Origin of the sequence: Actinomadura sp. HBU206391 (assembly GCF_014323665.1) — a bacterium.
Classification (GTDB): domain Bacteria; phylum Actinomycetota; class Actinomycetes; order Streptosporangiales; family Streptosporangiaceae; genus Actinomadura_C.
Map to the genome: position 1 here is coordinate 1 of NZ_JABVEB010000092.1, position 23,510 is coordinate 23,510.

Here is a 23,510-nt window from a genome sequence, read left to right on the forward strand (position 1 = left end):
GGCAGGGAAGAATCCAGCCGGTCCCCGGCCGAGACCGAGGCTGAGGCCGAGGCCGAGGCTGCGGCCAGTTCGCGTACGACGTCGGCGAATCGCCGCACCAGCGCGTTGTCCGCGTCGCTCGGCCACGCGAGGGCGACCCGCAGCGGTTCGACATCCGTGAGCTGCACCCAGGAGAGGTCGGGACGGGCGTAGTACCGGGCCATGCTCCAGGGCGCGAAGCAGATGGCGGTGCCTTCGGCGACCTGCTCGAGCATCTCCTCGACGTTGTCGTTGGTCGGCCCCCAGCGCGGACTCGATCCATCCGGTCTGGGATCGACCGCCCACCAGTCCACCCAGTCGCGCGGAGCCCGTTCGGTCCACATGAGGGGTTCGTCGTTGACTTCGAGTACGGAGATGCCGTCGCGACCGGCGAGCCGGTGGCCGGTCGGCATGCCGACGACCCGGGGCTCGGTATGCACCACCTCGGCGTGCAGGCCCGTGAGGTCGGCGGGGAGCCAGACGAAGGCGACATCGGTTCGGCCGTCGCGCAGCGCCATGGTCTCCTGACCCCAGTCGAAGCGCTTGGGCTCCACTCGTACGCCAGGGTGGCGGCGGGCGAACTCGGCCCGGGCCCGCGTGGTGAGTTCGCCGGCGCCACTGGCCTCGAAGCCGACCCGCAGCACCCCCGTCTCGCCGCGCCGGTGCTGTTCGGCGGCGGCCGTCACCCGTTCGGCCTGGCGCAGCGTGCGGCGGGCCTCGGCGACGACGTCGCGCCCGGCGGCGGTCGCGGTCACGCCACCGGCATGCCGATCGAACAGCCGCACTCCGAGTTCGGCCTCCAGGTTCTTGAGGGCGTACGACAGCGCGGGCTGGCTCACGTACAGCAGGGTGGCGGCCCGGCCCAGATTTCCCTCCTCGGCGATCACGACGAGGTAGCGCAACTGGCGCAGCTCCATGTGTCTGACCATAAGCGCTCTTTATCGAATGAGCGATGTTCTGTCTTGGACGGTCAGGCCCGGTGGCTGCGATAACGGGAGATGTCGAACCCGAACCTTGGAGATCTGGAATGAGCACTGCCGATACATCTGCCCGTGAGGCGGCCGGCCGCGTCTGGCTGATCACGGGCGCGTCCTCAGGCTTCGGCCGGGCGATCGCCGAGGCCGCGCTCGCCGCCGGCGACACCGTCGTGGCGGCGGCCCGCAGGCCCGAGGCACTGGAGGGTCTAGCGGCCACGTACCCCGATCGCGTGGTGCCGGTCGCTCTGGACGTGACCGATCCGGCGCGTGTCGCCGCCGTCGTGGCCGAGGTGCTGCTCTGGTACGGGCGGATCGACGTACTGGTGAACAATGCCGGCCGGGGTCTCGTCGGCGCGGTCGAGGAGACCACCGAGCGTGAGCTGCGGGATCTGATGGAGCTGCACTTCTTCGGCCCCGCCGCGCTGACCCGCGCGGTATTGCCGCACATGCGAAGCCAGGGCTCCGGCGCCATCGTGCAGATGAGCAGCATGGGCGGCCGGTTCTCGTTCGCGGGCGTCGGCGGCTACTCGGCGACGAAATTCGCCCTGGAGGGGCTGACCGAGGCGCTCGCCCTCGAGGTGGCCCCCTTCGGGATCAAGGTGATGATCGTCGAACCCGGTGCGTTCCGGACCGGTTTCGCCGGGGGCGGCGCCCTGCTGCAGTCCGCGACCATCGCCGCGTACGAGGAGACGGTCGGACCCGTCCGTGCCACCCTGCCGAGCACCGACGGCAAGCAGCCCGGCGACCCCGCGAAGGCCGCCGTGGCCATCCTCGCCGCGCTGGAGGCGAAGGAGACGCCGCTGCGATTGCCGCTGGGGAACGACTCCGCCGACGCGATTCTCGGTCATCTCGACGCCTCGCGCGAGGAGGTGCTGACGTGGGAGTCGGTCAGCCGCGGCACCGACTTCGACGATTGATCCCACGCTCGGCTGATCCCAGGCTCGGCTGATCCCACGCTCCGGCCGGGTGCCCGGCGTCCGCGATGCCGGACGCCGGGTGCCCTACGACATCACCGCTGAAATGCATTGGTTTCATGATTTTTCCGTTGGTACCGTCCCCGAGTGTTCTCACTTCAGGAGCCGACGCTCTTCACCCGGCTGAAGAAGGCGAAACGGATCCTGATCGCGGGAGCGGGCGGCGGTTTCGACGTCTACGCGGGGCTCCCGCTCGCGTTGGCGCTGTCGGAGGCCGGCAGCGAGGTCCATCTCGCCAACCTGTCCTTCACCGCGTTGTACGGTCTCGACTCCGACGTGTGGCTCGATCAGGATGTGGCCGTGATCGGGCCTGATACGGCCGGTAAGGACTGGTATTTCCCCGAGCGAACACTGGCCCGGTGGCTGGCGAAGCATCGGCTGCCGGCCACCGTGTACGCCTTTCCAAAGGTGGGCGTGCGGCCGCTGCGCGCCGCCTACCGGACTCTGATCGAAAGACTCGGGATCGACGCCGTGTTGCTCGTCGACGGCGGCACCGACATTCTCATGCGCGGCGATGAGGCCGGTCTCGGCACGCCCGAGGAGGACATGGCCAGCCTGGCCGCCGTCCATGGTCTCGACGTTCCCGAGAAGATCGTCACGTGTCTGGGCTTCGGGGTCGACTCCTACCACGGCATCAGCCACGCCCACGTCCTGGAGAACCTGGCGGCGCTGGAGCGGGACGGTTCTTATCTCGGCGCCTTCTCGGTGTCTCGTGCCAGTCGCGAGGGTGCTCTCTACCTCGACGCCGTCGCTCACGCGCAGGCGAGCACTCCCGACCATCCCAGCATCGTCAACGGCTCGATCGCCGCCGCCGTACGCGGCGAGTTCGGGGACGTGCGATTCACGGAGCGCACTCGCAACAGCGAGTTGTTCGTGAATCCGCTCATGGCCCTGTACTTCGCGGTGACCGCCGACGGTCTCGCGCGGCACTCGCTCTACCTCGACCGGATCGAGGACACGGTGCTGATGCGCCAGATCAGCTCGATCATCGAGGACTTTCGCGAAGAGGTGACGCAGCGTCCGCCGCGCGCCATTCCGCACTGAGACCGAATCCCGCACGCAGACCCGAGAGACCCGTCGCGACCGCCGTACGGCCGGGATGTCCTCGATCGACCACCGAAGACATCCCGGGATCCTCATCGGCTCTCACGCCGAGGCTCGCGTACGTAGTAGGCGGCCGGCATTCCGTCGTAGCGTCCGGTCAGCCGGCAGCAGCGGCGGAAACCGCCGCCCTGAGCCGCACGGGCACGGGTCGTTGCCGCCCAGTTTCTCGATCAGTTCCTTCTCCCCGCCCACAACGCGGTCGCCCCGTTTGACCCGGGTCTCGCTAGAGGGAACCCCCTGCGGCGCTTGCTGGTCCGCTCAAAACGGCACCTCGTCGTCGCGGTACATGACAACCTCTTCGGTACGGAATCGCGCCGACGATAGGCCGCTCATGCCGGCCGTGCCAGTCGTTTCCGCCGTCGAGCCGGCGATAACCTGAGTTCGAGCCAATGATCCGCCGCAGGGCGATATCTCGCGACACGGCGTGCGTCGAATGTCGGGATGGACGAAGCGCCATGCAGGAGCCAGGAGACCGGACCCACCTGCCCGAGCCATCAGCCGACCCGCCCGAGCGATCAGGCGAACTGCCCGGGCGATCACGCGACGACCCGGACGTGCCCGAGATCGCCGTCCTCGTCGGGTTGCAGGGGTCCGGGAAGACGACCTTCTTCCGGGATCGCCTCGCCGGCACTCATGTGCACGTCAGCAAGGACAACCTCGGCAAGAGACGGCGGCGCCAGGCGCGCCAGATGCGCATGATCGACGAGGCGCTGGCGGCGGGCCGGAACGTCGCGGTGGACAACACCAACCCGTCACGGGAGGAATGGGATCCTCTCATCGAGATGGCCCGCACGCACGGGGCGAAGGTGACCGGCTACTGGTTCCCGCCTGACGTGCCGGGCTCGCTGCGGCGCAATGCCGCCCGTACCCCGAGAACCCGGGTGCCGGACGTCGGGATCTATGCCACTGTCAGTCGCCTGCGTCGGCCGCTGCGCTCCGATGGGTTCGATGAGCTGCGAACCGTACGGTTCGACGGGACGGGCGGGTTCGACGTCACGGCCATGGACGAGTCCGGTGACCCGCCGGACGACGCAGGCCGCTGAGCACGACGACCGGCCGCAGGCCACATGAGGGCCTGGGACAAAGGAGATTCGATGCGGGGCAAGGATCTCGAGACGCGGATGCGGGAACTCGAGTGGTTCCACTCTCTCGCCGTGCTCCCAGGAGCGTGGAGCATCGTACGAGTCGACGGACGCAGCTTCTCCCGCTTCACCGAGCGTCGTTTCGACAAGCCCTTCGACCCGCGCTTCTCCACGCTGATGGTCGAGGCCGCCCAAGCGCTGCTCACCGAACTCTGCGGCCGCTACGCCTACACCGAGAGCGATGAGATCTCCGTTGTGCTCGGCCCGGAGTTCGACCTGTTCGGACGTGAGGTGGAGAAGCTCGTTTCGCTGTCGGCGAGCATCGCCACCGCCGCGTTCACCCACGCCGCGGGCGAGCCCGCCTGCTTCGACGGCCGGATCTGGATGGGCACCGGTATCGACGACGTGATCGACTACCTGTCCTGGCGCCAGGCCGACGCGTCGCGGTGCGCGCTCAACGGCTGGTGCTACTGGACTCTCCGCAAGGAAGGGCAGTCCCAGCGGCAGGCGACCCGTGCCCTCGAGCGTGCCACCGTCTCGGCAAAGAACGAGCTGCTCTTCGCCCGCGACATCAACTTCAACGAGGTTCCGGCGTGGCAGCGGCGCGGCGTCGGGCTGTGGTGGGAGACCTACGACAAGACGGGACATGATCCGATCCGCGGCACGGATGTCACCGCCGCGCGGCGACGCGTCCATGTCGAACGTGAACTGCCCATGAAGGACGACTACCGTGATCTCGTCCGCAAGCTGGTCACCTGCTCCGGCTGACCTCGACGCCCGACTCAGCGCCCGATCCGCCGGACGGGCGGATCCTGATCCAGGACACCATGGGCCTTGTGCCGGTCACCGGGTTCGAGATCCATCTGCGACGTACCGAGAGGGAGACGACATGATCTACGCAAGGCTTGGCGCGTCCGGGCTGAAGGTGTCGCGGATCTGCCTGGGCATGATGAGCTACGGCGACCCGGGGGCGCGCGAGTGGTTCCTGGGCGAGGACGCGGCCGAGCCGATCGTGCGGCGGGCGGTCGAGGCGGGCGTGACGTTCTTCGACACCGCGGACGTCTACTCCCGGGGCGTGAGCGAAGAGATCACCGGCCGGCTGCTCGCGCGTCTCTTCCCGCGCCGTGAGGACTACGTGCTCGCGACGAAGGTCTACTCCCCGATGGGGGAAGGCCCCAACGAGCGTGGGCTCTCCCGTAAGCACGTGCTGGCCGGGATCGACGCGTCGCTGGCGCGGCTCGGCACCGATTATGTTGATCTTTATCAGATCCATCGTTTCGATCCCGAGACGCCGGTCGAGGAGACCATGGAGGCGTTGCACGACGTGGTGCGTTCGGGCAGGGCGCGTTATATCGGGGCATCGAGCATGTACGCCTGGCAGTTCGCCAAGATGCAGCACGCCGCGCAGGTCAACGGCTGGACCAGGTTCGTGTCGATGCAGAACCACTACAACCTGGTGTACCGGGAGGAGGAGCGGGAGATGATCCCGCTCTGCCTCGACCAGGGCGTGGGCGTCATCCCGTGGAGCCCCCTGGCACGCGGACTGCTCGCCGGAGACCAGGAACGCGGCGCCCGGCGCGAGACGGCCCGGGGCGGCAGCGACCTGTTCGCCGACAAGTTGTACCGTGAAGCGGACTTCGACGTCGTCGAGGTGGTGCGTGCCATCGCCAAGGAGCGTGGCCTGCCCCCGGCGAGGATCGCCCTCGCATGGCTGCTGGCCAAGCCCGCGGTGACCGCACCTATCGTGGGGGCGACCAAGGAGCGGCATCTGGAGGACGCCATCGCCGCGGTCGACGTGACGTTGTCCGACGACGAGGTGGCCCGGCTGGAGGAGCCCTACCGGCCGCACCCCATTCTCGGGCACTCCTGAGGAAGCGCCACCCGAGCGGACGGCGGCCCTCGCATGCGGCACAACTGCATGATCACGCCAGAGAAATTCCTGCCGTGATCATGCAGTTGTTCGCGAGGGCCCCCGGATCGGCTCAGGTCAACGGCCTCCTGGAGGCGGCCGGGGGTTCGCCCCGTTGAACGAAGCGTGTCAAAGTGTGTACTACCTGAGAGCAGGAGGTTCGTATGTCTTCTGGTGAGTCGGAACCGACAAATCCCGACGACGACGCGAAACGAAAGTTCCGCGAGGCGTTGGAAAGAAAGCGCGGTCGCCAGGCGTCCGAGCGGACCGAAGGGCAGGGAAAGGGTTCCACCGGGGTCTCTCACACGCACGGCCCCGTCAAGAACCGGCGTCAGTTCCGCCGTAAGAGCGGCGGCTGAACCACGCCAGAGCGCGTGACACGGCCTGCGCCGTGCGCACGCGAACGTCGACCGTGACCCCGCGTGAGCGCGGGGTCCGGCGATCGTCACAACGGCGAACCACGACGGCGAACCACGACGGCGAACCTGGCGAATCAGGGATCGGCCTCGTGGGCGCCCGACCTGGCGAAGGGTCGCTTTCCTTTCGCTGAAAGCCGACCGGCGTGGCGATCGCCCGCACTCGGGGTGGAGAATAGGGGCGCCATTCTCCCCTCGCCCCCTTGGAGGCGTCATGCCGGATTCCCGTCCCCTACGGCCGGGCGATCCGGAGCGATTGGGCGGCTATCGGCTGATCGGCCTGCTCGGGGAGGGCGGCCAGGGCATCGTCTACCTGGGTGTGGCCGACAAGGACCCGTCCGACGGGAGCGCGGCCGCCGAGGACGGGGCCGACGAGAGCGGGCCCGGCGCGGACGAATCAAACCGGTCGAACGAGTCGGGCGAACCGAAGGATCCGGGCGACCCGGACCGTTCCGGCGAGCCCGACCGGCTCTTCGCGATCAAACTGTTGCGCACCCACTTGAGCAGCGACGCCCGTGCGCGCCGCTACTTCGCCAAAGAGGTGGCCGCCGCTCAGCGGATCGAGCCCTCCTTCACGGCGCGCATCATCGAGGCCGACATGGAGGGCCGGACGCCCTACATCGTCAGCGAGTACGTCGACGGGCGGCCGCTCTCCGAGGCCGTACGCTCGGAAGGGCCGCTCGCGGGCCCGGAGCTGCACCGGCTCGCGGTCGGCACGCTCAACGCGCTCATCGCCATCCATCAGGCCAACGTGGTGCACCGGGACTTCAAGCCGAGCAACGTGCTGCTCAGCGCCGACCGGCCGCGGGTCATCGACTTCGGCATCGCTCGAGCCCTCGACTCGACCATCTCGGTCTCCAGCGGCGTCGTCGGCACCCCCGCCTACATGGCGCCCGAGCAGTTGACCGGTCAGCAGATCACCCCGGCCGCGGACGTGTTCGCCTGGGCCGCGACGATGGTCTTCGCGGCGACCGGCGCGCCACCGTTCGGCCAGGACTCCATCCCCGTCGTGATGCACCGGATCCTCAATACCGATCCCTATATCGGCGATCTCCAGGGCCCGCTGCGCGACCTCGTGTGGTACTGCCTCTACAAGCACCCCTCCCAGCGCCCGACGGCTCAGCAGGTGCTGGCCGGGCTGACCGCCTCGGCCGCCCAGAGCCCTGTCCCCGGTGCCGGATGGGGTGCGCCCGCCGCGCACGCCGCGCCGATGGCGCATCCCGCGCCCGCGCGCCCGGCGGGCGCGTCGCCGGTGGGCACGCCCGTCTGGGGCACGGATCCGAACGTACGCGGCACCGATCCCGGCCGTCCGGCGGGTCCGACGGGTGCGAACGGCCCGAACCACCCGAACGGTCCGTCCGGCCATCCGAACCTGCAGCCGCCGCACGGAGCCGCACCGTCCCCGGGCTGGGGGCCGATGGGCGTCCAACTGACCAAGCCCCCGCGCAAGGCGCGCAGGACCTGGGTGCCGGTGGCCGCGGCGGCCGTCGGGGTGGCACTGGTGGCCGGCCTCGGAGTGGTCGCCCTTCAGCTGTTCAGGCCCGATGACAAGCCGGTGGACCCCATCACCTCGACGAGGGTCGCCGACGCCGGGCTGACGAAGGTGGTCAACAAGTCCACGACCCAGGGCGGGACGCTGCGGCTGGTGCACAACTTCGACTTCGACTCGATCGACCCCGGCGACATGTACCAGAACACGTCGTGGAACTTCAGCCGGCTCTATGCGCGTCCGCTGCTCACGTACAAGAGCGTGCCCGGCACCGAGGGGCTCCAGCCGACCGCCGACCTCGCGACCGGGCCCGGTGAGCCCAGCGAGGACCTGAAGACGTGGACCTACCGATTGCGGCGCGGCGTGAAGTACGAGGACGGCTCGCCCGTCACGGCCAAGGACGTGCGCTACGCGGTCGCGCGCACCTTCGACCGGCGGGTGCTGTTCAGCGGCCCGGCGTACTTCAGCGAGCTGCTCGCCGCCGGCGACTACGCGGGCCCGTACGACGACAAGGACCTGAGCAAGTTCACCGGCGTCACGGCACCCGACGACCAGACGGTGGTCTTCCACCTGAAGAAGCCGAACGCCGACTTCGACTATCTCGCGGCGCTGCCGCAGACGGCGCCGGTCCCGCAGAGCAAGGACACCGGAGCCGACTACAAGAAGCGGGTGATCTCCACCGGTCCGTACAAGGTGGAGAGCTATGTCGCGGACAAGTCGATCACTCTGGTGCGCAACCCCAACTGGGGCGACGACGGCAACCGCAAGCAGCTCGTTGACCGCATCGAGGTGAACGTCGATACCGACGTCAACGCCATCGACAACAAGCTCCTGAACGGCCAGGCCGATCTGGACGCGACGGGGTCGGGCCTGCAGGCCACGGCTCAGGCCAAGGCCCTGTCCGACACCACCTTGAAGGCCAACACCGACAATCCGACGACCGGCTTCCTGCGCTACGTCGCGTTGTCGACCAAGGTGGCGCCGTTCGACAACGTGCACTGCCGCCGCGCCGTGCAGTACGCGGTGGACCGGACCGCCGTACAGACGGCGCTCGGCGGCCGGACGGCCGCCGAGCCGGCCACGAACCTGCTGCCACCGGTCATCGCGGGCCGTCAGCGCTTCGACAGCTATCCGACCGGGCTCCCCAAGGCCAAGGAGGAGCTCGCGTCCTGTGGCAAGCCCAACGGATTCACCACCAACCTCGCCATCAGGCAGGGCCGCCCGAAGGACAAGGCGCAGGCCGAGGTGCTGCAGAGCTCGCTGGCCAAGGCGGGCATAACGCTCCGGATCCGCGAGTACCCCGTCACCGAGTTCTTCAGGGACTACGCGGGCAAGCCCGACTACGTGCACAAGAACGACATCGGCATGATCCTCTCGGTGTGGGGCCCGGACTACCCCACCGGCCTCGGCTTCTTTCCCCTTCTGATCGACGGGCGGAACATCACGTCCAGCAACAACAACAACCTTTCCGAGCTCAACGACTCGGAGATCAACGGGCTGCTGGACCAGGCGGCCCAGACCAGGGATCAGAAGACCAGAGAAGGGGTCACGGCAGAGATCGACCGCAAGGTGATGGACCGTGCGGCCATCGTCCCGCTGGTGTACGACAAGGCGGTGCTCTACCGCGGCTCACGGCTGACCAACGTGTACGTCAGTCAGATGTTCGGCGGATACGACTACGCGTGCCTCGGCGTGCAATGACCACCGAAGAGCGGCTGCCGTGATGTGACCGCCGCCTCTCGGCAGGTGTGTGACGTCGACGGATGAGCCGGGCGGATGAGCCGGGCGGCGAGGGAACGGTTTCGCCGCGACATCCCTCCAATCGTCGTGGGCAACGCGGTTTTGTGGGATCTTGCCCCACAAAGCGCTTGTACGGGGTCGCGGGAGGACGAGTGGACGTGTCGAGTTCGAGGAAGGGCGGGCGCCGCCATGTGCCGGCGTTTCTTCTCGTGGTGGCGCTGGCGGCCGCCTCGGTGCTCACTGGGTGCGGGCCCGACGCGCAGAACGACTGCGACGGCGCCGTCCGACTGCGCATGGCGGCGTCGCAGGACAAGGTCGGCCTGCTCCAGAGGGCGGCCGACGAATTCGGCAAGAAGGCGGCCGTCGACGGCAAGTGCGTCAAGGTCACGGTGGACTCGAAGAACTCGGGCACCGCGATGCAGGCACTGGCCCGCGGCTGGGACGAGACGGTCGACGGCCCTCGCCCGGACGTGTGGAGCCCGGCGTCGAGCGTCTGGGTGACACTGCTGCGTCAGCGCGTCCAGAACACCGACAAGGCTCCGCCGGTCGCCGACGGCGCCCCTCAGCCGATCATGACCTCACCGCTGACGATCGCCATGCCCAAGCCGATGGCGGAGGTGCTCGGCTGGCCGAGCAAGGCGGTCGGCTGGTCCGACCTCGCCAAGCTGGGCACAGACCCCAAGGGCTGGGCCGCGTACGGTCATCCGGAGTGGGGCGAGTTCAAGCTCGGCAAGACCAACCCGAACCTGTCGACCTCCGGGCTGAACGCCACCGTCGGCGCCTACTTCGCGATCACCGGCACCACCAGTGACCTCGGCAAAGAGGACATCGCCAACCCCAAGAACCAGGCGTTCGTGCGCAACATCGAGCGCTCGATCGTGCACTATGGCGACACGACACTGACCTTCCTGGCGAACCTGCTGCGCGCCGACGATCGGGGCGAGGCACTGTCGTACATCTCCGCGGTGACCGTCGAGGAGAACTCGGTCTGGGCCTACAACCAGGGCAACCCGACCCTGGACCCGAACCAGCTCGGCAAACACGGCAAGCCCAAGACCCCGCTGGTCGCGATCTACCCCAAAGAGGGCACGATCATGTCCGACCATCCGTACGTGCCGATGAACGGGCTCGATCCGGAGAAGAAGCGGGCCTCGGACGCGTTCCTCACCTATCTGCACGGCCAGGACGCGCAGACGCTCTTCCAGAAGTTCGGCTTCCGCGACTACAAGGGCGGCCCGGGCCCCAACGTCACCCAGGACAACGGCCTGCTGCGCGACCAGCCGGCCACCAAGCTCACCGTCCCGCAGGCGAGTGTGCTCGACGCCGTGCTGGAGACATGGGGCGAGCTGCGCAAGCCCGCGAAGGTGCTGCTCGTCGTGGACCGGTCGGGATCGATGCGGGAGGAGGTCGCCGGCACCGGCAAGTCGAAGGGCGACCTCGCAAAGGAGGCCGCGGCCGAGTCGCTCGGCGAGTTCCGGGGGCACGACGAGGTCGGGCTGTGGATGTTCTCCGCGCAGCTGGACGGTCAGCAGGACTGGAAGGAACTCGTGCCCGTGGCGTCGATGGACGCCGCCCACCGCGCGTCGATGCGGTCCTCGCTGAGCCGGATGACGCTCAGCGGCGCCACCGGCCTGTACAACACCACGGCCGCGGCGTACGACACGATGCGGGCCGGCCGGGAGGAGGACTCGATCAACGCGGTCGTCGTCCTCACCGACGGCCAGAACGAGCGGCAGGGCGGGCTCGACCTCAACACGCTGCTCGGCAAACTGTCCAACAAGGACGGTGAGGCGGTGCGCGTCTTCACTATCGGTTACGGCGCCAACGCCGATCAGCAGGTGCTGCGGCAGATCGCCGAGGCCGCGGACGGGGCCGCCTACGACTCCTCGGACGCCAACAGCATCCGCGAGGTCTTCCAGGAGGTCATCTCCAACTTCTAGGCGCCTTTCCAGGCGACCCTCCGAGCCGCCTGGCGGGGTACCGCGGCGCGCGCGAGGAGGGGCACGAGCGAGAGTGAGTGCGCGCGCGCTGCCGGAACCCCATAGACTTGGCGGGCGAAGGCGTGCGGCGCCGCTTGTTGTGCGTGCCCGCGCCAGGCTGAGGATGCGGCCAGAAGCCCGTGGCTGTTAGCAGACGGCGCCGCGATCACGCTGGATCAAGGAGACCTACCCCAGTGAAGACCGATGTTGAGGAGCTGACCCCCACGCGGGTCAAGCTCACCGTCGAGGTGCCGTTCGACGAGCTCAAGCCCAACCTCGACAAGGCGTACAAAGAGCTCTCGAAGCAGGTGCGGCTCAAGGGCTTCCGCCCTGGCAAGGTGCCGGCCCGGCTGATCGACCAGTACGTCGGCAGGGGAGCGGTGCTGCAGGAGGCCGTCAACGACGCCCTCCCGGAGCTTTACGGACGGGCCGTCGAGGAGTCCGAGGTCTTCGTCCTCGGGCAGCCGGACGTCGAGATCACCACCCTCGACGACGGCAAGGAGTTCGCCTTCACCGCCGAGGTCGACATCCGGCCCAAGTTCGAGGTGCCGGACTTCAAGGGCCTCGAGGTGACCGTCGACGACGCAGTGGTCACGCCGGACGAGGTCGAGGAGACCATCGGCAACCTGCGTGAGCGGTTCGCCGCGCTGACCGCCGCGAACCGCCCGGCCGAGGACGGCGACTTCGTGTCCATCGACCTGGCCGCCCAGATCGACGGCGAGGACATCGAGGACGCGCGCACCACCGGCTACTCCTACGAGGTGGGCAGCAAGTCCTCAGTCGAGGGCCTCGACGACGCCCTCGTCGGGATGAGCGCCGAGGAGTCCAAGACCTTCACGACGACCCTGGCGGGCGGTGAGCACGAGGGCGAGGAGGCCGAGGTCACCGTCACCGTGCACAGCGTCAAGATCAAGGAACTGCCGGAGCTGGACGACGAGTTCGCCCAGCTGGCCAGCGAGTTCGACACCATCGGCGAACTTCGCGCCGACGTCCGCGGCCGCCTGGAGCGGCAGAAGCGCGGGCAGCAGCTCGCGCAGGCGCGGGACAAGGCGCTCGAGGCACTCCTCGAGAAGATCGACATTCCGCTGCCGGACGGCGTGATCGAGGGCGAGATCGCTCGCCGCAACGAGCAGCTCGAACAGCAGCTCCAGTACGCCGGACTCACCAAGGAGGCCTACCTCCAGGAGGAGGAGAAGTCCGAGGAGGAGTTCGACACCGAGATCGCCGACGCGTCGCGCCAGGCCGTCAAGGGCGGTTTCGTGCTTGACCAGCTCGCCCTCCAGGAGGAGCTGGGCGTCGAGAACGAGGAGCTCAGCGAGTACGTCGTGACGCAGGCCATGCAGATCGGCATGCAGCCGCAGCAGCTCGCCCAGCACCTCACCGAGAGCGGGCAGCTCCCCGCGCTGGTGTCCGAGGTGCTGCGCACCAAGTCGCTCAACGTCCTCGTCGAGAACGTCAAGATCGTCGACGAGTCGGGCAACGAGCTCGACGCCGAGGCGATCCAGCGTGAGCTCGGCGGCGAGACCGTCGCCGCGGACGCAGACGTGGACGCTGACGCGGACACCGGCGCCGAGGACACGACCGAGGACACGACCGAGGACGCGGTCGTCGACGAGGCCGCCGCTCCCGCGGACGAGACCAATGCAGAGGAAAAGACCGACGAGGCCGAGCCCAAGAAAGCCTGATCTCCAGCGCGGCGACATCCTGACGGCCAGGCCGTCAGCAGCGTCATCACGGGCCGGTGCCACCCCGAGAGGGGTCGGCGCCGGCCCGCACGCGTCCCGCAGCGACCCCCTCTTCGCCGTGATCATGCAGTTGTTCCCGTATCCCGGTATGTCGGCGGGAACAACTGCATGATCACGGCTAGGAAGGGGCCGGTGGGCTGGACGTGGCCTGCGAGGGGCGCGGCGCTGTCTGGACTGAGGAACGAGCGCTCGGGAGCGACGAGGGAAGACGGCGCCTGCAAGGCGCCCCGAGCCGCCGCGCCGGAGGCGCGGCCATGAACGCTGCGCCGCGCGAGCGGAGCGAGCGCAATCAAACAAGGTACGCCCCGAGCGAAAACGCGGCTCTCCCGGCTTAACCGGTCTGTGGAGCGCGTTAATGTCCAATCATCCGACCCGATACAGACCGGAGGAACCGGTGAGCATCCCTCCGACGTTCGACGACCCGACGCGCATCGTGTCCAGGGTGGCCGAGGCGCCTTTGTTGCCGCTTGGCGACCAGTTGTTCCAGCGGCTGCTGCGTGAGCGCATCATCTTCCTGGGCCAGCAGGTCGACGACGATATCGCCAACCGCATCTGCGCCGAGCTGCTGCTGCTCTCGGCCGAGGACGGCAAGCGCGACATCTACCTCTACATCAACTCGCCCGGCGGCTCGGTGACGGCCGGTATGGCGATCTACGACATCATGCAGTACGTCCCGAACGACGTCGCAACCGTCGGCATGGGACTGGCCGCGTCGATGGGGCAGTTCCTGCTCTGCGCGGGCGCCACGGGCAAGCGCTACGCCCTGCCGCACGCGCGGATCATGATGCACCAGCCGTCCGGCGGCATCGGGGGCACGGCCTCCGACATCAAGATCCAGGCCGAGCAGATGCTGTACGTGAAGCGGACGCTCGCCGACCGGATCGCGTTCCACACGGGCCAGCCCGTCGACCAGATCGAGCGGGACTCCGACCGTGACCGCTGGTTCACGGCCGAGGAGGCCCAGGACTACGGGTTCGTTGACCATGTGGTGCGCAGTGCCACGCAGGTGCCCTCCGAGGGCCCGGTCTCCTGACTCACGTACGACTAGCGGAGGCATTGAAGTGAGCGACCTGATCCGGCCCGGCATCCAGATGGGCGGTGCGGCCATGCCAGTTGAGAGCCGATACATCATCCCCTCCTTCGTCGAGCGCACCACGTACGGGGTCAAGGAGATGAACCCGTACAACAAGCTCTTCGAGGAGCGGATCATCTTCCTCGGGATCCAGATCGACGACGCGTCCGCCAACGACGTGATGGCCCAGTTGCTGACGCTGGAGTCGATCGACCCGGACCGCGACATCAGCATCTACATCAACTCGCCGGGCGGCTCGTTCACCGCGATGACGGCGATCTACGACACGATGCAGTTCGTCAAGCCGGACATCCAGACGGTGTGCATCGGCCAGGCCGCCTCGGCCGCGGCCGTGCTGCTCGCCGCCGGCACCCCCGGCAAGCGGGCGGCGCTGCCGCACTCGCGGATCCTGATCCACCAGCCCGCGACCGAGGGTTCGTACGGTCAGTCCAGCGACATCGAGATCCAGGCTCGTGAGATCATGCGGATCCGTGAGCAGCTCGAGGACATCCTCGCCCGGCACAGTGGGCAGAAGATCGACCAGGTCCGCAAGGACATCGAGCGTGACAAGATCTTGACGGCGGAGGAGGCCAAGACCTACGGCTTGGTCGACGACGTCTTCGCGAGCAGGAAGCGCCGCGCCGAGGTAGTGTCGTCGTAAGACGTCGGGACCCCCGGGTTCTCCTCAGGCCTCGCCGACATACTTGCCAACGAGGGGCTTACCTAGTGCCTCGAAGACGGTAACGTCGAAGCCGACGTAGAGCCTTCAAAGCGAAGGACCGCGCCGCAACTCACGACGGCGGCCCCACGAAAAGGAGACAGTTGGGTGGCACGCATCGGCGACGGTGGTGATTTGCTCAAGTGCTCGTTCTGCGGAAAGAGTCAGAAGCAGGTCAAAAAGCTCATCGCGGGTCCGGGCGTGTACATCTGCGACGAGTGCATTGATCTCTGCAACGAGATCATCGAGGAGGAGCTCTCCGAGACCTCCGATCTGAAGTGGGACAACCTTCCCAAACCGCGGGAGATCTACGAGTTCCTGGACTCCTACGTCATCGGGCAGGAGACGGCCAAGAAGGCACTCTCGGTCGCCGTCTACAACCACTACAAGCGGATCCAGTCCGGAGACGGCAGAGACGACGCGGTCGAGCTGGCCAAGTCGAACATCCTGCTGCTGGGCCCCACGGGCTCGGGCAAGACCCTGCTCGCGCAGACGCTCGCCAAACTGCTCAACGTGCCGTTCGCGATCGCGGACGCCACGGCGCTGACCGAGGCCGGCTACGTCGGCGAGGATGTCGAGAACATCCTGCTGAAGCTGATCCAGGCGGCCGACTACGACGTCAAGAAGGCCGAGACCGGGATCATCTACATCGATGAGGTCGACAAGATCGCCCGTAAGAGCGAGAACCCGTCGATCACCCGGGACGTGTCGGGCGAGGGCGTGCAGCAGGCCCTGCTGAAGATCCTCGAGGGCACGACGGCCTCGGTGCCGCCGCAGGGCGGGCGCAAGCACCCGCACCAGGAGTTCATCCAGATCGACACGACGAACGTCCTGTTCATCTGCGGTGGGGCCTTCGCGGGGCTGGAGAAGATCGTCGAGTCGCGGGTCGGCAAGCAGGGCATGGGCTTCGGCGCCGTGATCCGCTCGAAGGCCGAGTTCGAGGAAATGGTCGACGTGTTCGCCGACGTGATGCCCGAGGACCTGCTGAAGTTCGGGATGATCCCCGAGTTCGTGGGCCGGCTCCCGGTCATCACCAACGTGCACAACCTCGACCGTGACGCTCTGATCAGCATCCTCACCGAGCCCAAGAACGCGCTGGTCAAGCAGTATCACCGGCTGTTCGAGCTCGACGGGGTGGATCTGGAGTTCACCGAGGACGCCCTCGAGGCGATCGCCGACCAGGCCATCCTGCGCGGCACCGGTGCCCGTGGGCTGCGGGCGATCCTGGAAGAGGTCCTGCTGTCGGTGATGTACGAGGTACCGAGCAGGGTCGACGTCGCCCGCGTGGTCATCACCCGCGAAGCGGTGCTCGAGCACGTCAACCCGACCCTGGTGCCGCGCGAGCGGGCCAAGCGGGAGCCCCGCGAGAAGTCCGCCTGACCCCATCGCCGGTTCCCCGTACCTACGCCGAGGCCCGCGCCTGATCCAGGGCCGCTCCTGAGACAGAGAAGACAGAACCGCACCGTCGAGAACGGTGCGGTTCTGTTCGATCATGCCCCGCGTCGGCGCCGGCAGGTGGCTCTGGGTGGTCGCCCGCCGACACGGGGGTTACTTCTCCGACTCGATGTCGTCGCGCATGCGCCGCATGAGCGAGGCCACCTCAAAGCTGGTCTTGCTGGTGGGCGTCCTCAGCGTCGAGGCGTTCGGGATCGGGATGATCTCACCGAACGAGCTCTCGGTCGCCCAAGCGCAGATCGCGGTGGAGTACGACGTGCTGCTGATGGTGCTCCGCACCGTGGCGCAGACCGCCTTGCCGTCGCCGCCGGAGTCGACCTCGCTCACCGTCGTGGACACCGAGCTGCTGGACGAACGGGTCGCCTGGCTACGGAAGCCGCTGACGAACTCGTCCGGGTCGCCGAGCTTGCCGGTGCCGCCGATGAACACGTAGCGGTAGGAGCCGTCGGTGTAGACCGCCGTCTGGATGTCGCTGATCCGGTACTTGGTGGCGCTGCGCAGCTCCGACCGGGCCGAGCTGATCTGGGAGCTGAGGGAGCTCTCCCCGGACGAGTCGCGGGTCAGGCCGCCCGCCGACGACGGCGTGCTGATCTGGTAGTCCTTGCCGCTCGAGGCGACCACGACGCCGACGATGAACAGCACCACCACGAGCGCCACCGCGCCGCCGGCGAGCCCGATGATCAGGCCCGCGTTGGACTTGCGCGGCGGGTAGGGCGGCTGCCCGTACGGCGGCATCCCCGGCGCCGGCTGGCCGTACTGAGGCTGCCCGTAGCCGGGCTGCTGGCCGTACCCGGGCTGTCCGCCCGGCTGCTGGCCGTAACCAGGCTGTCCGCCCGGCTGCTGGCCATATCCGGGCTGTCCCGGCTGCTGTCCGTACCCGGGCTGGCCCTGGCCCGGGACGCCGCCGTACGGGGGGCCGCCCTGGCCCGGTGGGGGGTTCCAACCGCTCATCGTCACTCCTCAGCGCCGGGCTTTCCGACTGCGGCGCGCTCAACTGCGTCAGCCGTGCGACTGACAAGGGACATTCTCCTGTATTCGACTCATTCCTGGGTCGACGCGTTCCCGGCCGCCAATGCTCCGTAGAATCTCGCCCCGTGAAAGAGTCCATGGAGCACGACCCGCGCGTCGCCGACGTCGACCTGTCCAGCCAGTACACCCCAGCCGACGTCGAGGGCAGACTCTACGAACGCTGGGTCTCGGCGGGACTATTCACGGCCGACCCTGATCGAAACAGTGCCCGTCCGCACTTCTCCATAGTGATTCCGCCCCCGAACGTAACTGGATCGTTGCATATGGGGCATGCACTGGATCATTCGATCCAGGACGCACTGATCCGCCGCCGCCGGATGCAGGGCCACGAGGTGCTGTGGCTGCCCGGAACCGACCATGCGGGGATCGCGACGCAGAACGTCGTCGAGCGGGAACTCGCCAAGGACGGCCTGTCCAGGCACGACCTCGGCCGCGAGGCGTTCGTCGACCGGGTGTGGCAGTGGAAGGAGAAGTCCGGGGGCGCCATCCTCGGCCAGATGAGGCGCCTGGGCGACAGCGTCGACTGGTCGCGGGAGCGCTTCACGATGGACGCTGGCCTCTCCCACGCCGTCGTCACCATCTTCAAGCGGCTCTACGACGAAGGGCTGATCTACCGCGCCGAGCGCATCATCAACTGGTGCCCGCGCTGTCTCACCGCGCTGTCCGACATCGAGGTCGAGCACGAGAACCGTGAGGGCGAGCTGGTCTCGATCCGTTACGGCTCCGGCGACGACTCCATCGTGGTGGCGACCACCCGCGCCGAGACGATGCTGGGCGACACCGCCGTCGCGGTGCACCCGGGCGACGAGCGCTATCGGCACATGGTGGGCCGTGAGGTCGAGCTGCCGCTGACCGGCCGCCGCATCCCGGTCGTGGCCGACGAGCACGTCGACCCGGCGTTCGGCACGGGGGCCGTCAAGGTCACCCCCGCGCACGACCCGAACGACTTCGAGATCGGCCGCCGTCACTCGTTGGCCGCGCTGACCGTCATCGACGAGCACGGGGTCATCACCGCGCACGGGCCGTTCCTCGGCCTCGACCGGTTCGAGGCGCGCCCGGCCGTCGTCGCAGCGCTGCGCGAGGAGGGCCGCGTCGTCAAGGAGGTGCGCCCGTACGAGCACGCGGTGGGTCACTGCCAGCGGTGCGCCACCGTGGTCGAGCCCCGGGTGTCGCTGCAGTGGTTCGTGCGCGTCGCGCCGCTCGCCAAGGCCGCCGGCGACGCCGTGCGCGACGGGCGGGTGCGCATCCAGCCGCCTGAGATGGCGGCGCGCTACTTCGCGTGGGTCGACAACATGCACGACTGGTGCATCAGCCGGCAGCTGTGGTGGGGGCACCGGATCCCGGTGTGGTACGGACCGGACGGTGAGGTCCGCTGCGTCGGACCCGGCGAGTCGGCCCCCGAGGGCTGGACGCAGGACACCGACGTGCTCGACACCTGGTTCTCCTCGGCCCTGTGGCCCTTCTCGACCCTCGGCTGGCCCGAGGAGACCGCCGACCTCCGCCGCTTCTACCCGACCAGTGTGCTGGTCACCGGCTATGACATCCTGTTCTTCTGGGTCGCCCGGATGATGATGTTCGGGCTGTACGCGATGAAGGACGAGGCGGCCGACCGCACGGTGCCGTTCAGGGAGATCGCGCTGCACGGCATGGTCCGCGACCAGTTCGGCAAGAAGATGTCGAAGTCGGCCGGAAACGTCATCGACCCGCTCGACTGGATCGACGAGTACGGCGCCGACGCCACCCGGTTCACCCTGCTGCGCGGCGCGAGCCCCGGCGGCGACGTGCCGGTGGCCGTGGAATGGGCGCAGGGTTCCCGGAACTTCTGCAACAAGCTGTGGAACGCCGCGCGATTCGCCCTCATGAACGGCGCGACGGTCGAGGGACCGCTGCCGGCCGACCGGTCCGTCGCCGACCGCTGGATCCTGTCCCGGCTGCGGCAGGTGACGGCGGAGGTCGACCGGCACCTCGACGGCTACGACTTCGCCAAGGCGTGCGAGGCGCTCTACCACTTCGCCTGGGACGAGTTCTGCGACTGGTACGTCGAGCTCGCCAAGGTGCCCTTGGCACAGGGCGGTGAGCCCGCGGCCGCCACCCGCCGCGTGCTCGGCGAGGTGCTCGACGTCGTGCTGAGGCTGCTGCACCCGATGACCCCGTTCGTCACCGAGGAGCTCTGGACCGCCCTGCACGGGTTCGACAGGTCGGACAAGTCGGACGGGTCGGAGTCGATCGTGGTGGCGCCGTGGCCGGCCGGCGCGGAGCTCGAGGCCGCGGGGCAGGTGGTCGACACCGCTGCGGCGGCCGAGATCTCCTCATTGCAGCGACTGGTCACCGAAGTGCGCCGGTTCCGGTCCGACCAGGGCCTCAAGCCTGGGCAGCGGGTCACGACCGCGCTGGATTTCGCCGGCTCGCCGCTGGCCGCGCACGAAGAGGCCGTCCGCATGCTGCTGCGTCTCACCGAGCCCACGGGCGAGTTCGTCCCGACGGCCTCGCTGGTCGTGGAGGACGTGACCGTACGGCTGGACACCGCGGGTGTCATCGACGTCAAGGCCGAGCGCGCGCGGCTGGACAAGGACCTGGCCGCCGCGCGCAAGGAGGTGGACCAGGCCCGGCGCAAGCTCGGCAACGAGGCGTTCATGGCCAAGGCCCCCGAGGCCGTCATCGCGAAGAACCGCGATCGCCTCGCGCAGGCCGAGGCCGACATCACCCGGCTGGAGGCCCAGCTGGCGTCGCTCCCGGCCGGGTAGCCCGGGCCCCGGATCGGCTCGCCGGGCTGTCGGAGTCGCGCGGTGATGACGTACAGTGCCATGATTCACTGCGGATCGTGACATGGCGTGGAAATGCCGGTCGCGTCCACGCGGTGAGGGCGTCATCGGCCGTCGAGGGGGCGGGTATCCCCGGCGGCCACGTCCGACAGGTGATAGGGGGCAGACGTGCCAGAAGGGACCGAATGGGCGCCGCCGGGCATCGATACCGCCTCGCCCAGCATCGCCCGCATGTACGACTACTACCTCGGTGGCAAGGACAACTACGCCGTCGACCGGGCGGCGGCCGACAAGCTGCTCGCGGTCGCGCCTGAGATCGCCGAGATCTCCCGGCGCAACCGGGCCTTCCTGGGCCGTGCCGTACGGTTCCTCGCCGAGCAGGGCATCCGCCAGTTCGTCGACATCGGCACCGGGCTGCCGACCCAGAACAACGTCCATCAGGTGGCCAGGACCCATGCCCCAGACGCGCGGGTGGCCTATGTCGACAACGACCCGATCGTGCTCGCGCACGCTCGGGCGTTGCTGGCCGACAACGCCGAGACCATCGTGGCGGAGGCCGATCTGCTCGATCCGGACAGCGTCCTCGCCAATCCGGTCATCCGACGGCACATCGACTTCGACCGGCCGGTGGCGATCCTGTTGATCGCGATCCTGCACTTCTTCGCCGACGACGACCGCCCGTACGAGATCGTCGCGCGGCTCCGTGACGCCATCCCCGCCGGCAGCTACCTCGCCCTGTCGCACGTCGTCTCGGAGGATCACCCCGAGGCGATCGACGCCGCACAGGACGTCTACCGCAGCTTCCTCAAGCGCAGCGGCGACGCCCGCCGCACCCGCGCGGACGTCCTCGAATTCTTCGACGGCTTCGAACTCGTCGATCCCGGGCTCGTCTACGTCAGCCGGTGGCGTCCGGACGAGACCGATGACGTGCCCGAAGCCGACGACGCGTGGATCGTGGGCGGCGTGGCCCGCAAGATCTGAGGGCTGCGGCGCCGGTCACCCTCCGTCGGGCGGCGGCTCCGCCACGGGCGTGGGCGACAGCTCCGCCAGCGCCGTGTCGAGCCAGGCGTCGTACCACGCGTCGAAGCCCGGCGTCGGGCCGAGATAGATGGGCGCGGCCGGCCCGCGCGGGGCCTTGGCTCCGGCGGCCGGCGGGGCCTTGGCCGGCCTCCACGAGTTCCCGACCGACCAGACGGTCCACACCGTGCCGACCAGTTCCCCCGTGGTCACCAGTGCCGTGTAGCCGTCGCAACCGTGCGTTCCGATGATGATGGCCCCGGGCGCCCGCCACGGCGCCGAACCGCCGCGTGGAGGGCCGCCGGGCTTGGGTCCCGGGTCGTCCAGCCAGTCGAGCCACGCGCGGTAGATCCGTTCGGCGTCTGCGCGGACGAACGGGAACGCTCCGGAGGGATCGCGGCCGTCGCCCTCCAGGAGGACCTCGTCGGGCGTGAAGAGGCCGTAGTGCGGCCCGGCGCCGGGCCCGATCCGGAGCAGGAACTCCCGGTAGGCCGCCGGCAGCGGAACGCCGAGGTCCCGTTCGAACGCCTCCACCTCGGCGGGCCGCAGCGGCGTGTTGCGGTAACCGTGCCCGTCGGCGCCGAAGACGAGGAAGTCGCTGCCGGCTCGACGGAACAGCCCCCGGTGCCGCGCCGGCCCGCCCTCGATGGCCCGTAGTCGCCGCAGCTTGGCCTCCAGCGACACGATCGTCGTCATGGCCGTCAACCTAGCGGCCCGGCGGGTTGAACAGCCGCTCGGTGGGGATGTCCAGGAGTTCGGCCATGCGGCCGACGAAGCTGACGTTGCCCATGGCGACCAGCCGCCGGCCGAACCGGGTCAGGGCCGCGCGCGTCAGCTCGCGCTCGTCGAGGACGGTCCAGTGCGCCGGGACGTTCCGGGTGAAGCCGAGATGCGGGCGATCGAGCCGGACGAAGGTGACCGGAAGCCCTCGCAGCTCGGCGATGACACCGTCGAGATCCTTGTCGTCGGACAGCGACACCAGCACGTGGTCGACCCCGCCACGGGCCCGCGCCGCCGTCACGGCGGCGGCGGCGCCCGGCCCGTTCACGGCCTGGTCGAGCAGGACCGAGCAAGGCGTGCCGGGGACCCGATGCCAGGACAGCCGCCCGGGCAGTGCGATCGACGACAGCGCCGCCCGCAGTGGCCGCACTGCGGGACGTTCGCCCCCTGTGCGGTCGAGCAACCGCTGAGCCGCGAGGCAGCCGAGCTCGGCGTTGGCGGCGCCCGGCCCGCCGGGCAGCAGATCGGCCGGGACGCCGCTCGCCCCGGGCACCACGGTCTCGTACGCGGCGCGACCGCCGGAGATCTCGGCAACGGTGGTCCGCAGGACCGGTTCCACATCGTCGCGTTGCGGTGCCGAGAGCACATCCAGGGTCTGCGGGCCGATGACCGCCGCCTTGTCCCGAGCGATCTCGGCGACCGAGTCCCCGAGTTCGCCGAGGTGCTCCTCGAAGACGGGTGTCACCGCCGCCACCGTGGGGGTGAAAAGGCTCGCCTCATCGGATCGGCCGCCCCGGCCGGCCTCGATGACGAGTGTCTCCGCGTCCAGGGCGAGGGCGTGGAGGACGCCGGCCACGATGAACAGCCCGGACGGAGCGAGGTAGCCGTTCGCCGGCGGCGGCAGCCGTGCCATGCCATCGGAGATCCGTTCGCCCAGCGCCGTCAGCTCCGCCGGCGAGACCGCGCGGCCGTCGACCCGGATCCGTTCCCTGACGGTGCGATGGTCGGGGCTGGTGACGGTCACGACCCGGCGGCCGGCCGTGGCCAGCAGGGCGGAGGCGTACGCCGCGGCGGTGCCCTTGCCCTTGGAGCCGACGACGGTCAGCACGGGAATCCCCACCGTGGTGATGTGCCCGGTGGTGATGTGCCCGGTGGTGATGTGCCCGGTGGTGATGTGCCTGGTGGTGAGGTGCAGGGCGTCGATGAGTGCCCGCGCCCGGTGCAGGCTGCGCCGCTCGCCGGGCACGCGGGCTTCCCACTCGCGGAAGAAGACGCGGGACAGGGCACGAGAGGCGGCGTCGTCG

Annotated in this window: 19 protein-coding genes; 14 read left to right on the forward strand and 5 right to left on the reverse strand. The window is 68.9% G+C overall.

All coding sequences use genetic code 11. From position 1 onward, the window contains the following. The coding region (locus HKK72_RS23335) for a LysR family transcriptional regulator (protein ID WP_187236551.1) at nt 1–935 on the reverse strand (935 nt) is incomplete at its 3' end. A gap of 110 nt (nt 936–1,045) precedes the next feature. On the opposite strand from HKK72_RS23335, the gene HKK72_RS23340 reads away from it, so the two are divergent. Further along, the gene (locus HKK72_RS23340) at nt 1,046–1,912 is read left to right on the forward strand and encodes an oxidoreductase (protein WP_187236552.1); all 867 of its coding nucleotides are present in this window, start codon (nt 1,046–1,048) and stop codon (nt 1,910–1,912) included. A gap of 144 nt (nt 1,913–2,056) precedes the next feature. Further along, nucleotides 2,057–3,013, forward strand: coding sequence for a DUF1152 domain-containing protein (locus HKK72_RS23345; protein ID WP_187236553.1), 957 nt, complete (start codon nt 2,057–2,059; stop codon nt 3,011–3,013). A 102-nt stretch (nt 3,014–3,115) separates the two neighbouring features. Here HKK72_RS23345 and HKK72_RS42835 read toward each other — a convergent pair whose 3' ends face one another. After that, nucleotides 3,116–3,265: an SEC-C metal-binding domain-containing protein gene (locus HKK72_RS42835; RefSeq protein WP_222721037.1), complete on the reverse strand. Its 150-nt coding sequence runs from the start codon at nt 3,263–3,265 to the stop codon at nt 3,116–3,118. A gap of 263 nt (nt 3,266–3,528) precedes the next feature. On the opposite strand from HKK72_RS42835, the gene HKK72_RS23355 reads away from it, so the two are divergent. From HKK72_RS23355 to clpX, 10 genes are all read left to right on the forward strand, one after another. Beyond that, a complete protein-coding gene (locus HKK72_RS23355; protein WP_187236554.1) occupies nt 3,529–4,116 on the forward strand; it encodes an ATP-binding protein in 588 nt (195 codons plus the stop codon). 51 nt (nt 4,117–4,167) lie between these two features. Beyond that, complete coding sequence (locus HKK72_RS23360) at nt 4,168–4,923, forward strand: tRNA(His) guanylyltransferase Thg1 family protein (RefSeq protein WP_187236555.1); 756 nt, start codon at nt 4,168–4,170, stop codon at nt 4,921–4,923. A gap of 121 nt (nt 4,924–5,044) precedes the next feature. Next, nucleotides 5,045–6,025 carry an aldo/keto reductase gene (locus HKK72_RS23365; RefSeq protein ID WP_187236556.1) on the forward strand — a complete coding sequence of 327 codons (981 nt, stop codon included), beginning with the start codon at nt 5,045–5,047 and terminating at the stop codon, nt 6,023–6,025. Between the two features lie 203 nt (nt 6,026–6,228). Then, on the forward strand, nt 6,229–6,423 hold the full coding sequence (locus HKK72_RS23370; RefSeq protein WP_187236557.1) for a DUF5302 domain-containing protein: 195 nt from the start codon (nt 6,229–6,231) through the stop codon (nt 6,421–6,423). A 271-nt stretch (nt 6,424–6,694) separates the two neighbouring features. Further along, entirely contained in the window at nt 6,695–9,670 is a 2,976-nt protein-coding gene (locus HKK72_RS23375; protein ID WP_187236558.1) for an ABC transporter substrate-binding protein, read from the forward strand. A 197-nt stretch (nt 9,671–9,867) separates the two neighbouring features. Then, on the forward strand, nt 9,868–11,649 hold the full coding sequence (locus HKK72_RS23380; RefSeq protein WP_315987404.1) for a substrate-binding and VWA domain-containing protein: 1,782 nt from the start codon (nt 9,868–9,870) through the stop codon (nt 11,647–11,649). 233 nt (nt 11,650–11,882) lie between these two features. Further along, nucleotides 11,883–13,373: a trigger factor gene (tig, locus tag HKK72_RS23385; RefSeq protein WP_187236560.1), complete on the forward strand. Its 1,491-nt coding sequence runs from the start codon at nt 11,883–11,885 to the stop codon at nt 13,371–13,373. Between the two features lie 454 nt (nt 13,374–13,827). Further along, nucleotides 13,828–14,466, forward strand: coding sequence for an ATP-dependent Clp protease proteolytic subunit (locus HKK72_RS23390; protein WP_312882085.1), 639 nt, complete (start codon nt 13,828–13,830; stop codon nt 14,464–14,466). A gap of 58 nt (nt 14,467–14,524) precedes the next feature. Then, the gene (locus HKK72_RS23395; RefSeq protein ID WP_222721041.1) at nt 14,525–15,166 is read left to right on the forward strand and encodes an ATP-dependent Clp protease proteolytic subunit; all 642 of its coding nucleotides are present in this window, start codon (nt 14,525–14,527) and stop codon (nt 15,164–15,166) included. A 165-nt stretch (nt 15,167–15,331) separates the two neighbouring features. Beyond that, nucleotides 15,332–16,603 (forward strand): ATP-dependent Clp protease ATP-binding subunit ClpX, encoded by a 1,272-nt coding sequence (gene clpX, locus HKK72_RS23400; RefSeq protein WP_187236562.1) that lies wholly within the window; start codon nt 15,332–15,334, stop codon nt 16,601–16,603. 168 nt (nt 16,604–16,771) lie between these two features. Here the strand turns inward: clpX and HKK72_RS23405 are convergent, their stop codons facing one another. After that, nucleotides 16,772–17,629: a hypothetical protein gene (locus HKK72_RS23405; RefSeq protein ID WP_187236563.1), complete on the reverse strand. Its 858-nt coding sequence runs from the start codon at nt 17,627–17,629 to the stop codon at nt 16,772–16,774. A gap of 155 nt (nt 17,630–17,784) precedes the next feature. Between HKK72_RS23405 and HKK72_RS23410 the strand changes: the two genes are divergently transcribed. Further along, complete coding sequence (locus HKK72_RS23410; protein WP_187236567.1) at nt 17,785–20,451, forward strand: valine--tRNA ligase; 2,667 nt, start codon at nt 17,785–17,787, stop codon at nt 20,449–20,451. Between the two features lie 186 nt (nt 20,452–20,637). Continuing rightward, nucleotides 20,638–21,450, forward strand: a complete 813-nt coding sequence (locus HKK72_RS23415) for an SAM-dependent methyltransferase (RefSeq protein ID WP_187236564.1) — start codon at nt 20,638–20,640, stop codon at nt 21,448–21,450. 15 nt (nt 21,451–21,465) lie between these two features. On the opposite strand, the gene HKK72_RS23420 is transcribed toward HKK72_RS23415, so the two are convergent. Together HKK72_RS23420 and HKK72_RS23425 are read right to left on the reverse strand one after the other, a co-directional pair. Next, the gene (locus HKK72_RS23420) at nt 21,466–22,182 is read right to left on the reverse strand and encodes an SMI1/KNR4 family protein (RefSeq protein ID WP_187236565.1); all 717 of its coding nucleotides are present in this window, start codon (nt 22,180–22,182) and stop codon (nt 21,466–21,468) included. A 10-nt stretch (nt 22,183–22,192) separates the two neighbouring features. Continuing rightward, the coding region (locus HKK72_RS23425) for a hypothetical protein (RefSeq protein ID WP_315987405.1) at nt 22,193–23,510 on the reverse strand (1,318 nt) is incomplete at its 5' end.